Source organism: Bombilactobacillus bombi, assembly GCF_003522965.1.
Taxonomy (GTDB): domain Bacteria; phylum Bacillota; class Bacilli; order Lactobacillales; family Lactobacillaceae; genus Bombilactobacillus; species Bombilactobacillus bombi.
The window spans coordinates 755,884-769,220 of record NZ_CP031513.1; the positions used below are offsets into that span (position 1 = coordinate 755,884).

The 13,337-nt window shown below is 35.7% G+C and carries 11 protein-coding genes; 1 reads left to right on the forward strand and 10 read right to left on the reverse strand.

Annotated features, from left to right (window positions below):
• Positions 1–9: 9 nt before the first annotated feature.
• The 10 genes from DS830_RS03905 to DS830_RS03950 all read right to left on the reverse strand — a co-directional run bounded on the left by DS830_RS03905 (position 10) and on the right by DS830_RS03950 (position 12,417).
• Positions 10–675 (reverse strand): septum site-determining protein MinC, encoded by a 666-nt coding sequence (locus DS830_RS03905; protein ID WP_162887508.1) that lies wholly within the window; start codon positions 673–675, stop codon positions 10–12.
• A 16-nt stretch (positions 676–691) separates the two neighbouring features.
• Complete coding sequence (gene mreD, locus DS830_RS03910) at positions 692–1,222, reverse strand: rod shape-determining protein MreD (RefSeq protein WP_162887509.1); 531 nt, start codon at positions 1,220–1,222, stop codon at positions 692–694.
• A complete protein-coding gene (mreC, locus tag DS830_RS03915) occupies positions 1,215–2,075 on the reverse strand; it encodes a rod shape-determining protein MreC (protein WP_118902135.1) in 861 nt (286 codons plus the stop codon). The genes mreD and mreC overlap by 8 nt, the downstream gene beginning before the upstream one ends.
• A gap of 44 nt (positions 2,076–2,119) precedes the next feature.
• Positions 2,120–3,124, reverse strand: coding sequence for a rod shape-determining protein (locus tag DS830_RS03920; RefSeq protein WP_118902137.1), 1,005 nt, complete (start codon positions 3,122–3,124; stop codon positions 2,120–2,122).
• An 80-nt stretch (positions 3,125–3,204) separates the two neighbouring features.
• The gene (radC, locus tag DS830_RS03925) at positions 3,205–3,855 is read right to left on the reverse strand and encodes a RadC family protein (protein WP_118908320.1); all 651 of its coding nucleotides are present in this window, start codon (positions 3,853–3,855) and stop codon (positions 3,205–3,207) included.
• 50 nt (positions 3,856–3,905) lie between these two features.
• Positions 3,906–5,210 (reverse strand): bifunctional folylpolyglutamate synthase/dihydrofolate synthase, encoded by a 1,305-nt coding sequence (locus DS830_RS03930; RefSeq protein ID WP_118908321.1) that lies wholly within the window; start codon positions 5,208–5,210, stop codon positions 3,906–3,908.
• A gap of 86 nt (positions 5,211–5,296) precedes the next feature.
• Positions 5,297–7,942 carry a valine--tRNA ligase gene (locus DS830_RS03935; protein WP_118908322.1) on the reverse strand — a complete coding sequence of 882 codons (2,646 nt, stop codon included), beginning with the start codon at positions 7,940–7,942 and terminating at the stop codon, positions 5,297–5,299.
• A 298-nt stretch (positions 7,943–8,240) separates the two neighbouring features.
• Positions 8,241–9,458 (reverse strand): tRNA uracil 4-sulfurtransferase ThiI, encoded by a 1,218-nt coding sequence (thiI, locus tag DS830_RS03940; RefSeq protein ID WP_118908323.1) that lies wholly within the window; start codon positions 9,456–9,458, stop codon positions 8,241–8,243.
• A 14-nt stretch (positions 9,459–9,472) separates the two neighbouring features.
• Positions 9,473–10,618: a cysteine desulfurase family protein gene (locus tag DS830_RS03945; RefSeq protein ID WP_118908324.1), complete on the reverse strand. Its 1,146-nt coding sequence runs from the start codon at positions 10,616–10,618 to the stop codon at positions 9,473–9,475.
• An 86-nt stretch (positions 10,619–10,704) separates the two neighbouring features.
• On the reverse strand, positions 10,705–12,417 hold the full coding sequence (locus DS830_RS03950; RefSeq protein WP_162887510.1) for a septation ring formation regulator EzrA: 1,713 nt from the start codon (positions 12,415–12,417) through the stop codon (positions 10,705–10,707).
• Between the two features lie 308 nt (positions 12,418–12,725).
• On the opposite strand from DS830_RS03950, the gene rpsD reads away from it, so the two are divergent.
• Complete coding sequence (rpsD, locus tag DS830_RS03955; RefSeq protein ID WP_118902157.1) at positions 12,726–13,337, forward strand: 30S ribosomal protein S4; 612 nt, start codon at positions 12,726–12,728, stop codon at positions 13,335–13,337.

The window sequence follows — 13,337 nt, forward strand, 5'->3', positions numbered from 1 at the left end:
ATTTTCTCCTTAACCTAAAATAATTTCACGACGAGGCTTGATTTCATGTAAATTACTAATATTATCTTGGGTTAGTACATGCAAATCATTAATATAAAACAAAGAATTATTATTAAATGTTTGTTCTTCCATATCGGAAACTATTTGAATCAAATCACTAATTCTAATTTGACTGGCATGACTTATATCACCAGTAAGAATGGCTCCGCTATAATTAGGAAAACCTGCATGAACAATACCTTCTACATGACTACCTATATAAATATCACCCGTGGCACGTACAATTGCTCCTTTATGAACATTACCTAAAAGCAATAAATTACCTTGATAATCTACAACCTTACCTGAACGAATAATCTTTGTTTCAATATTTAAGAAATTTTTATCTAATAGTTGCTCAACTTTTTGACGGCTAAATACATTCGATACTACGTGTTGCAATTCAAAAATAGCAAATTCCGAAATAATAGTCTTAATTTGTGTGAGTTGATCACTAGTTAAAAGTCGATTTTGAGAATCAATCACAATTGGTATTTTCTGAGAATGTTGTGAAGTGGAATCTACTAATTGTTGTAATAAATTTTTTATCTCAATTAGTGATTCAGAGAAGTTTGCATCAGAATTAAGTTCTAAAAAATATTTATTGCCTTTACCCTTTAATATAACACTTTTCACTTGAAACCTCCCCAAATCACTTACACAACCAACCAATTACTTTTTTTAAAATAAAATACACTATTAAAAATATTACAGAATTTACTAGTAAGGTCGGCCCTAACCAATCAGTAATAAACCTAGTTCCATCGACCATTACCAAATTCAAAAATGAACCAATCAAGTAAAGATAAATCAGTGATACTGTTAACACAATAAAATAAGTACTCCACTCAAAAAGGATCGATTCTGGAACGTAGTCTTGAATTTTTTGCACAATAAACACCGTTAATGGAAATATTACTGTGTATAAGCCAAAAATACGAGAATAATATGAATCATATAAAATGCCCAATATCAGACTATAAAAAAACAAATGGTTATTTTCATGAGGATCACGGAGAATCATCATTACAAGAATTATCAGCATTATTTGTACTGATACTTGAAAAGTTGACCTATTTAAAATTGGGAACACACTTTTGATTACTCCGTCCAAAAAAAATCCCAACAACAGCAAACAAAATTGCTCAATATATTTAGCTGTTTTACTTTTTAATTCAACCATGTTCAACATCCCGACTAATAACAGTTACAATTGTGAAGTTATTTAAATCAGTAGCTGGTTTAACAAAAACCGATGATACTAATCCATAATCATCTTTTTTCACTTTTACTACTTTGCCAACATATAAGCCCCTCGGCGTTAAACCGCCTAGACCAGAGGTAATAACTTGCTGTCCAGCTTTGATTTTTTCTGGTGAATCAACATTGGTCATCACTAATAAATTATCATCTTTGTCATAACGCCCAATAATTCCACTAGTATCCGTGCCGTCATCTTTAGTAATCTCGACTGCAAACTTATTACTTAAAGACTTATCTGTCGAAATCAAACTGACCTTGGAATTAGTTTGATTAACCTCAACAATTCGACCAATCAGACCCGAACCAGACATTACAGGCATATCTTTTTTAATGCCCGAAAGAGCTCCTTTATTAATTAATAAATAATTTTGCCAATTATTAGGAGAGCGAGAAATAACTGAAGCAGTCATCTGATGATAATCAGTTAAAGTTTTATTTAGTTTAACTTGTTGCTTTAAATCTTTGTTTTCTTTTTTAAGAGCACTAATTTGAGCTTTAGTTTGAGCCAAATCATCCAAGTGTGACTTTAATTGTCGATTCTCTTGATAGGTATTAAATAAACTTTGAACGTTATCACCTATGTTGCGTATTCCATTAATTGGCATCGATACAACATTACCAATCACACCCAAACCATCATTACCTGCCTGATGAATAATAGTTGGCCGTGCTCTTTTTTGTCCAAATGTTAAAGATGCTGTAATCATTGAAACTACAACAATTACAAGAACCATAATAATGATTAACTTTTTGTTAGAAAAAAAGTTCCGCATGAAACCCTCCATTAAAATAAAAAAGCGGGGCCTCCCCCACCTTTTTAGCGGTGTTGTTGTCGTATAACATCAAGATTTTTCAAAGATTCTCCAGTACCAATTGCTACACAATCAAGTGGATCCTGTGCTACAAATACTGGCACTTTAGTAGAATCTGAAATAACTTCAGACAAATTACTGAGTAAAGCACCTCCACCAGTCAGCACAATCCCATGATCTATCACATCCGCAGAAATTTCCGGTGACGTTTCTTCTAAAGTTTCTTTAATAGCATTTACTATTTCTTCAATATCTTCATGAATAGCCTTAGCAACATCGACGGCAGCTAAATCTACTGTCTTAGGCAATCCAGTAACCAAATCGCGACCGCGAATACTCATATTTGGAAGCTCTGATGCTTTTTCAACCGAAGCCGAACCAATTTCCATCTTTAATTGTTCAGCCGTGCGTTCACCAATTAAAAGATTAAATTCCTGACGAATATAAGCAATAATGGATTCATCAAACTTATCTCCGGCCATTCTAATTGAACGACTAGAAACAATCCCGCCAAGAGAAATGGTGGCTACATCAGTAGTTCCACCACCTATATCTGCTACCATGCTACCTGTAGGATCCATTACTGGCAAACCGGCACCAATAGCAGCAGCAAAAGGTTCTTCTATCAAATAAGCATCGCGCGCACCGGCATGCTGAGTTGCTTCAATAACGGCACGCTTTTCGACTTCCGTAACACCACTAGGTACACAAACCATTACAGAAGGCTTAGCATTGCCAACTGCTTTTTTCAAAAAATACTGCATCATTGCTGCTGTAGTATCATAATCAGCAATAACACCATCTTTCATCGGGCGAATAGCTTTTATACTGCCAGGAGTTCGACCAATCATTGCTCTTGCTTGCTCGCCAACAGCAACGACTTCTCCACTAGCAACTTTTTTAGCTACGACAGAAGGTTCCCTTAAAACAATACCTTTCCCGTCAACATAAACAATTGTATTTGCTGTACCTAAATCTATTCCAACATTTCGTGATCGCATTCCAAACAAGACACTATCTCCTTAAACTAAAAGCGTACTTAAACTATCTTCTAAATTATATCATAGAAAAAATTAATTAAAAATAATAATTACATTAATCCGCGTTCTTGTAAACTCAAATATTCTCCGTTACCAATAATTAAATGATCAATTAAATTAATACTAAAAAGTTCACAGCAAGATTGCAACCTTTGGGTAAAGGCCAAATCGGCCTTAGATGGACGTAAATTTCCACTAGGATGATTATGAGCTATCACCAGATTAGCACAAGGAACTAACAATGCCGTTTGAATAACTTCACGTGGATGCACTGTTGCAGCAGTTAAAGTTCCACGAAAAAGATTTTTTTCTATTAGCGCGCAGTGGTTTATATCAAGATAGATACCTATCAATTCTTCTTGCTGATAATTACTATATTTCTTAATCAAATGCTGTGCTAATAATGGAATTGTTATTTGTTGGTGATTGCGCAGCCGCTGTTGATGATTCAATCGCCGACATAATTCGATAATAGCCAAAATTTGTCCCTGCTTTGCTGGGCCGATACCATTAATCTTTAATAAATTATGTGCGGTTAAAATAGATACATCACTAAAATTATTTGACAACAATGCTAACTGTTGAACAATTTGTTCCACATGATTATTTTTAGTACCCGAACCAATAATTAGAGCAAACAATTCTTCTGTAGTTAGACTAACTATACCAAAGCGTTGAACTTGTTCTCGTATTTCCATCATATCACCTCAATTATTCTGAGGTAAATTACCAAAAACAAACTCTATTTTATTTAATTTTCCGGCTTTAGCAAGTCTAAAATAGCACTAGCAAAATGTAACGAACCACAAATAACTAACATACTTTCACTGTCTAGACTAGTTACAGCTTGTGCAAAAGCAACGGGCCAAGGTTGAATAAAATGTTCTTGAGGTTTTAAATCTTGGTAATCTGAACTTTTAGCTGCCCGTGCTTCATCTAATGTGGTAATTATAATTTCGTCAGCAAATGCTTCTAATTGTTCTAAAATATTTTGCCGTTGTTTATCAACCATAGCAGCATATAATACTACTACACGTCGTTGCTGTCTGATAGCACCTAAATTAGTGATTAACGCCCGTATTGCAGGTTCATTGTGCGCTCCGTCCAAAATAATTAATGGATCACGACTAATGATTTGGGTTCTTCCAGGCAAATTGTCAACTGCTAAGCTTTTCTGAATAATTACATTAGACACCGTTGCTTGAGGACATAAAATTAAATAAGCTTGGACTGCTAATGCCGCATCAATTACTTGTGTTGGTGCAAAAGAAGCTATTTGTAAATCTTTAAAGCTCAAAGTTTGATTATTCCAAGTAAAACTCGTCCGGCTGACATCATGCAGCTGAATTTGCTCAATTTTAAAGTGCTTGCCTAATTGATAGACAGGTGCTTGTTGTTGCTTAGCGCGCGTATCAATAATGGATTGCACTTTCGAAGGAATTTCACCCAGAATAACTGGTTTTTGAAATTTGATTATTCCGGCTTTTTCTTGAGCAATATCTGACAAAGTTGGACCAATCAATTGTGCATGATCCATTCCAATATTAGTAATAATAGCTAATTCTGGTGTGATGACATTAGTTTTATCATGCTCACCACCAATTCCAACTTCCACAATTCCAAAATCGACCTTTTCATGGGCAAAATACTCAAACATCATCACAGTCAAAAATTCAAATTCCACCAAATAAAAATCAGGATTTTCTTTTTGAATTTGAGTTACCAAGTTCATAATTTTTTGAGTTAACAATAATAATTTAGCATCATCAATGGGTTTTCCATTTATTTGAATCCGCTCATTAAATGTTTTAACGTAAGGAGATGCAAAGGTTCCGACTTTAAAACCACTATTAACTAATAAATTAGTTAAATAATAACAAACTGAACCTTTCCCATTAGTTCCTGTAACATGGACCGTCTTAATTTTTTGTTGCGGATTTTTTAGTGCTGTTAAAGCCCGTTGAACATATTGCAAACTCTTATCAGGGTGTAATCGCGGCAAACTATGAATATAAGCAATAGCTTGCGCGGTAGTATTTATTTCACTGCTTTTCATTGAACTAACCTTCTTCAAGTAAGATAGTAAAAAGGCTGAAATTAGTTATTATTCCAGCCCTTTTTAATTATTAACAATAAAAATAACTATCCTTGCTTCAATTCTGTAATTCGCTCTTCAATTTGAGCTTGTTGATTTTGATAAGAATTCAATTTATCCTTTTGTTCTGCTACCACTTTTTCAGGAGCATTTTTAACAAAGCCAGGATTAGAAAGCTTCTTATTAAGAAAATCAATATCTTTTTGTAACTTAGCTAATTCTTTTTCTTGCCGCTTAATTTCATCATCAATATTGACTAATTCTGCTAAAGGCACAAAGATTTGAGCTCCTTCAATGACCGCTGTTAAAGCTAACTTCGGAGCAGTTATGTCCGAAGCAATTTGAAGTTTTTTAGGATGGGCCAATTTTTCCAAATATTCCTGATTAGCAGTCAAAATAGTTTTGACATCAGGATTTTGTACCTTAATCAAAATGTCAATTGGACTAGATAAAGGTGCATTAGCATCTGCGCGCATTTGGCGAATCGCTTTAATTGCAGCAATTAAAATATTCATCTGTTGAACAGCTTGGAAATTAGCTAATTGTTTATGAACTGTTGGATATTGAGCCACCACTAAAGATTTGCCTTGATGTGGCATTGTTAACCAAATTTTTTCCGTAACAAATGGCATAATTGGATGCAACAGGCGCAAAATTTGATCCAGTACATAAGCTAAAACTGTCCGTTTATTCGCCTTTTTAACGGAATCATCACCGGTCAAGACTGCTTTGCTTAATTCAATATACCAATCACAAAAATCATTCCAAATAAAGTTATATAGTGCACGTCCCACTTCACCTAATTCATACTTATCCGACAAGCGCAAAACAGCAGCAACTGTTTCATTAAGCTGAGCTAAGATCCATTGATCTGCCAAATCTAATTTGGCCACATCTGGAACTTGAGTCGGTGCGGGAGTATCTGCCAAATTCATAATAACAAAACGGCTAGCATTCCAAATTTTATTAATAAAGTTCCATGCTGCACCAACTTTTTCATAACTAAAACGAGTATCTTGTCCTGGAGCTGAGCCTGTAATTAAGAACCAACGTAAAGCATCAACACCATATTTGTCAATGACATCCATAGGGTCAATCCCGTTGCCTAAGGATTTACTCATTTTACGTCCCTGCTCATCACGCATTAGGCCATGTAAAATCACATCATTAAATGGTCGCTTTTGTGTAAATTCAATACTTTGAAACATCATCCGTGCAACCCAGAAAAAGATGATATCATAACCTGTCACTAAAGCATTAGTTGGGAAGTAGCGTTTAAAATCAGCAGCATCAGCGTCGGGCCAACCTAAGGTAGAAAAGGGCCATAAAGCACTAGAAAACCAAGTATCTAAAACATCAGGATCTTGTTCCCAATTATCAATATCTTGTGGTGCTTCTTCACCAACATACATTTCGCCTGTTTGCTTGTTATACCAAGCTGGAATCCGATGTCCCCACCAAAGTTGTCGGGAAATAACCCAATCATGGATGTCATCCATCCATTGTTCAAATGTGTGTTCAAAACGCTCTGGTACAAAATGAACTTTTTGATCAGTCTTTTGATTTTTTAAAGCCATTTCTGCTAAAGGCTTCATTTTTACAAACCATTGAGTAGATAAACGAGGTTCAACTTGGACGCCAGACCGTTCTGAATGTCCAACACTATGCACAATTGGTTCTTCCTTAAGCAAGTAGCCTTGGTCTTTTAAATCTTTGACGATGGCTTTGCGGGCAACAAAACGATCCATACCTTGATACTTGCCCGCCTGCTCATTCATTGTGCCATCAGCGTTCATCACGTTAATTCTTTCTAAATTATGTCGGTTACCGACATTAAAGTCATTAGGATCATGTGCTGGTGTAATCTTTACCAATCCAGTCCCAAATTCAGGATCAACATAATGATCTTCAATGATCGGCAGTTTTCGTCCAAACAACGGCAAAATGGCTTCCTTGCCAATAATATCTTGATAACGTTCATCACCAGGATAAACAGCAATTGCCACATCCCCTGGCATTGTTTCTGGACGCGTGGTCGCTATTTCAATAAATCCTGAACCATCAGCCAGTGGATATTTAACATGGTAAAAAGCACCTTGATCATCTTTGTGTTCAACTTCAATGTCTGATAGTGCTGTTTGTAATTCTGGATCCCAATTAATAATATATTCACCACGATAAATTAAGCCCTTATTGTACAAATCAACAAAAACTTTACGCACTGCTTTAGATAAACCTTCATCTAAGGTAAAACGTTCGCGTGAATAATCCAGAGATAATCCCATTTTGGCCCATTGTTGATGAATAATCTTGGCATATTCGTCTTTCCACTTCCAGACTTCTTTAACAAACTCTTCACGACCTAAATCAAAGCGCGTTTTGCCTTCTTGGCGCAATTTGGCTTCAACCTTAGCTTGAGTCGCAATCCCGGCATGATCCATCCCAGGCAAATATAAAGTATCAAAACCCTGCATCCGTTTTTGACGAATTAAAATATCTTGAATAGTTGTATCCCACGCGTGACCCAAGTGCAGTTTGCCCGTGACATTAGGCGGCGGAATTACAATCGAATACGGCTTGGCCTTTTGATCACCACTGGGCTTAAACAAATCATCATCGACCCACTTTTGATAACGTCCCTGTTCAACTGCTTTATGATCATATTTGGTTGACATTTCTATTTTAGCAGCCATTTAATCAACTCCTTAATTTTAAATAAAAAAAACGCCCTAAATAAATTAGGACGAATGTGGACAACCGCGGTACCACCTAAATTAAAAGTGCTTGCAGCAAACACTTTTATCTCAAATGATAACGGTCATCCCGGTCACCAAAGTGACAGCTCACAAGCTACAAACTACCACATTAATTAAACTAGCTCTCAACCACGTAGTTTTCTCTGTGAATTAATGTCAATAGTTCCTCTTGCTCAACACTATATTAAATATTAATTAAATAATAAGAAAAAAAGTATTAAACGTCAACCTCTATTTATAATAAAGCCTCAATTTCACTATTTTTCTGCTCTAAATAATGATCAAATGGAGTGATATTAATAATTTTGATACCAGCCAACGCACGATTAATTAAACCCTCTACATCTAATTGTTCTTCATATTCACGCGCCTTGGTAATTGTAGGTTTAGTTTTAGGACGTGTCGGAGCAAAAATCGTACAGCAATCTTCAAAAGGTTGAATAGATAAATCAAAAGTGTCGATTTTCTCAGCAATTTTGATAATTTCAGTCTTATCCATTGTTGCCACTGGTCGAATAATGGGGGTGGTTGTTACATCATTAATAGCAGCCATACTTTCCAAAGTTTGTGAAGCTACTTGACCAACAGATTCGCCATTAAAAATGGCTAATCCATGGCGTTTTTTGGTAATTAAATCGGTCAAGCGCAACATAAAACGTCGTTGAACAGTCATCAAATACCCTTCAGGAACTTGTTTTTTAATAGTTTCTTGTATTTCAGTAAAAGGAACTTGAATAAATTGAATATGCCCTGCGTACTTAGTTAATTTGACTGTTAAATCTTGCGCTTTTTGTAGAGCATGTTCGCTAGTATACGGTGGACTATAAAAATGAATCATTTCCACCTCAACCCCACGCTTCATTGCCAAATATCCGGCTACGGGTGAATCAATACCACCAGACAGCATCAATGCAGCTTTGCCGGCCGTTCCAACCGGTAAACCACCCGCACCTGGAAACGTCTGACTGGATAAATAAGCACCATCAAAGCGGATTTCAATTCGAATCTTAATATCTGGGCGACGCATTTCTGCCTGCAATTCAGGTATATGATCACTGACATAATCCCCTACTGCCAAATTAATTTGATTGGTGTCATACTCAAACTCATGATCCGCTCTTTTAGTAGTAATTTTGAAAGTTTTCCCCGGTTGATATTGCTCTTGAACCATTTGTAAAGCAGTCTGTTTGATTAATTCCAGATCTTTATCAATACGAATACTAGGTGAATAATTTTGAATGCCAAACACAACTTGCAATCGTTTCATTACAGCTTGCGCATCCGTACCATTCAAATTAATATGCATACGATCGCGTTTAGGATGAATTCGTAATTCAGGAAAATCTTGCAGTACTTTAGCGACATTACCATGTAGCCGATCAATAAAACTTCGGCGATTTTTGCCTTTGGTTGATAATTCACCATAACGAATCATTATCTCGGTATAATTCATGAACTTTAATCCTCTCAATTTAAAACTTGAAAATGCTGATAAATTTTATCTAAAGCAATAACGAATTGTTGCATTTCTGCCATGGTACTATTCTCATCTAAGCTGACACGAACTGCGCTAGTTGCAATCTTATCAGGTACGTGCATCGCAGACAAAGTGATTGGTTGCTCGCCTTTACGCGATGAACATGCACTAGTTGTAGAAATGTAGATGCCTTCTTTTTCAAAAGCATGTACAATCGTTTCTCCACGAACACCTTTTAGGGCAAAACACAAAATATGTGGTGCAAAACTAGCATCCATTTGCGAAAAAACAACTATGTTATCGAGGGTCTGTAAATGATCATATAAAATTTTTCTTAATTGATTTTGCCGTTGGGCTTGTTGCTCTTCATTTTCCGTAGTTAATCTCAGCGCTCGAGCCATGGCTACAACGGCAGGCGTATTTTCTGTACCACTGCGCCAATTATCTTCTTGACCACCACCATTAATTAAGGGGGCAATGCGACGACCGTTCTTCACATAAATAAATCCCACACCTCGCGGTGCATGAAATTTATGACCCGAAAAAGTCATAAAATCAATTCGTTCATCTTTTAATTGCTTATATAAAGCTTTACCTACTGACTGGACAGCATCAACATGAAAATGAATATTAGGATAATTTTTTAGTATTTGAGCAACAGCCTTGATGGGCTGAATGGCACCTACTTCATTATTAACTGCCATTATCGTCACGAGAATTGTTTCCGGACGAATTGCTTTACGGACATCTTCAGGATCAAGATGTCCTGTTTTATCTACGGGTAAATAAGTGACGTCAAAGCCTAATTTTTCTAATTGATGCAAGGTGTTAGTAACTGCAGGATGTTCAATGTTGGTCGTTATAATATGATTACCAAATTGATGCTTTTCTAGCGCAGTACCTTTAATTACCCAATTGTCACCTTCAGAACCACCGCTAGTAAAATAAATTTCTCCTGCTTGGCAATGCAAAATATCGGCAATTTGTTGACGAGCAGAATTTAAAATTTGCTGTGCTTGGTCACCCAAACGATGTAAACTAGATGGATTACCAAAAAAGTCTGTGCTAACTTTTTCGTATGTCTTCAAAACTGATGGTTCAATTAAAGTTGTAGCACTATTATCAAAATAAATCATGATTTCACTCTCCAAATTAACATGATACCTTGAGACTACAAAAATGAAAACAAAAAAGCCCTTTCGGCTTAAATTGTCTCAAAAACTCACTTTTGCGATTCACTTTCAGCATAATACAATTCACTAATTCGTTTAACAGCTCCTGGTTCTACTTGCTCTAAGGCCTGCGAGATAACTTCACGAGCTTGCTGATAATTAAACTTTTGATCATACAAGTTTTGCGACTTATTAGCAGCTTGTTTAACTGCGGGATATTCTTCTACATAGCGATTAGAGTATTGTAACAGACGACTTGCAATTTGAACATCATCCCACAACTTTTTTGTTTGTTGTTTCAGATTATTTAAATCTTCTTGTGTAACAAACATTTGCTTCGTTACTTCTTCCACATTAACCGGTTTATCAGCTAGTAATTCTGCCAACTTGTCAACTTCATCATGAACCATTTGATAATTATCCTGATATTTAGGAGGCAAGCCTGGTAGCCGCATTACTTCAATTTGATGCTTTAATTGGCGTAATTGTTGGGAAATTTGCTGCAAATTATCTTGACCAACATTTTCTCCTTGTCTTAATCCATCAAAACTAGCGGCAATTTTTTGCTGTTGGTGTTCAATTTCCGTTAATTGTTGTGAGGCCTGTTGAAATTCCTGCCAAACCTTGGAATAAATGGCCTGCCGTTGTTTAATGCTTTTAACTAAGTTTTGATAATTTTGCGAAATTTGCTGAATTTTTTGTTGACAAGATATGGCCACATCTTGATCTTCTTGCTTAATAATATAATGTTGACCTAAACGGTTGATATTTTGGAGCAATAAGCGATTTTGCCGTTGCGCATGCTGGATAAAATCTGCAAGTACCAATTGTGCATTCTGCACCTTTTTTTGGGCCCGCCATTCTTGAGCAATTCGTTCATATAAATAATCTATTCTTTCATTAATTGTCACTTTTAGTTGATCAAATTGGTTAATTTGTAAAAGAGCTAACAAGTCTTTTAACTGCTTAATTTGTTGCTTGATTTCAGTCAATTCCACATCAATTTGCGGATCTTCCATATTGATACCTGCAACATTAAGCTTTTGTTCCGCGCTTACCAGCTCTTTTAACTCAGCTTTAAAATCTGTTTCTAAACCGGTACTCCGCTGTAAAACTTGCTCTGACTCAGTTTGAAATTTACTCAATTGTACTTGAGTTTCTTCTAATAGTTTATGAGCTTTTAAAGCATCACCAGTCGCCACTAATTCTTTAATGGTTGGTAAACGTTTGGTAATTTCATCTAATTGATTTTGTAAAGGGGCATAAGCTTCTTGATAATGAACCATGTTAGTTTGCAGTTTGTTTTGTAGTTTCTGAGATTTGGCTTCAATATGCTCCAACGCAGTTTGATTTTTTTGAATATGATCAAATAGATTACTAAATGTATTGCGTAAATGCTCAAGGACTTCTTGTTGATTTAGTGACTGTTGTGCTAATTGTTTTAAAGCATGATGAGCTGACCAAACTTGAAAATTAAGATTCTTTTCAGAATAATCAATCAATTGGGATTCCATTTTTGGCAATTGTTCTTTAGTAATAGCGACATATTTTTCCTTATCTTGCGTAAAATCAGCCAAAGTTTCACCCGATAATTTAGTATCTGAAATTTGATCAATCATTTCATCGACATTATTTTGTCTAAATTGGTCTAAACGTGCAGTGATTTGGTCAATTAAATCGTTATTCTGCTTTCTAAAATAAAATAATCCAAACACAATGGCTAAAATAACTAACACGATTAAGATACTTACTATAATAATCACAACCAGCACTCCTTAATATAAATCACTTCTAAAATTAGTATAACAAAGAATAGGATGCTTAACTTTTAAGAAAGAGTTAAAACTGTTAAAATGTTAAGATTGACTTTTTGAGTTAAAAGAAGTAATGTGATATCTGTGTAAAATAATTGCAGCAGTGAGCGACAAGCTCGTCAACAATCAATGGCTATTTAGTTCAATTGTGTAACCTGCGGCTGCAAAAGGCGAAGATTGTAAACATTGATTGCACGAATGTTGAACTCGCATAGTTAATTATTTTACTCCAACAACTTATTTATTGGAGGAATTTTATGTCTCGTTATACAGGACCAACATGGAAAAAATCACGGCGTTTAGGTATTTCATTATCCGGTACTGGTAAAGAATTAGCTCGTCGCCCTTATGCACCTGGCCAACATGGTCAAAATAACCGTAATAAGTTATCAGAATATGGTAGTCAATTACGGGAAAAGCAAAAATTACGTTTGATGTATGGTTTAAACGAACGTCAATTTAGAAATACTTTCTTGCGTGCTGGTAAGATTCGCCAAGGTAAACATGGTGAAAACTTTATGGCTTTGCTGGAATCACGTTTGGATAGTGTTGTTTATCGTTTAGGTTTAGCTGTCACTCGTGCACAAGCTCGTCAATTAGTTAACCATGGTCATATTACCGTCGATGGCAAACGGGTTGATATTCCTTCTTACGAAGTTAAACCTGGTCAGGAAATTTCTTTGCGTCAACGCTCCAAAGACTTGCAAGCTGTTAAAGATGCTTTAGAAGCAAGTGTTGGTCGACCACCATTTGTTGAATTTGATGAAAACACAATGACTGGTAAGTTGATTCGCAAACCTCAACGTGATGAACTTGAACCAGAAATTGATGAATCACTTGTTGTTGAATTCTACAACCAAATTCTTTAA

Bases quoted from the DNA above. Each gene is read 5' to 3' on its own strand.
- mreD (WP_162887509.1), bottom strand. From the start codon at position 1,222: ATGGTTGAATTAAAAAGTAAAACAGCTAAATATATTGAGCAATTTTGT.
- DS830_RS03930 (WP_118908321.1), bottom strand. From the start codon at position 5,210: ATGAAAAGCAGTGAAATAAATACTACCGCGCAAGCTATTGCTTATATT.
- DS830_RS03935 (WP_118908322.1), bottom strand. From the start codon at position 7,942: ATGGCTGCTAAAATAGAAATGTCAACCAAATATGATCATAAAGCAGTT.
- DS830_RS03945 (WP_118908324.1), bottom strand. From the start codon at position 10,618: ATGATTTATTTTGATAATAGTGCTACAACTTTAATTGAACCATCAGTT.
- mreC (WP_118902135.1), bottom strand. From the start codon at position 2,075: ATGCGGAACTTTTTTTCTAACAAAAAGTTAATCATTATTATGGTTCTT.
- thiI (WP_118908323.1), bottom strand. From the start codon at position 9,458: ATGAATTATACCGAGATAATGATTCGTTATGGTGAATTATCAACCAAA.
- radC (WP_118908320.1), bottom strand. From the start codon at position 3,855: ATGATGGAAATACGAGAACAAGTTCAACGCTTTGGTATAGTTAGTCTA.
- rpsD (WP_118902157.1), top strand. From the start codon at position 12,726: ATGTCTCGTTATACAGGACCAACATGGAAAAAATCACGGCGTTTAGGT.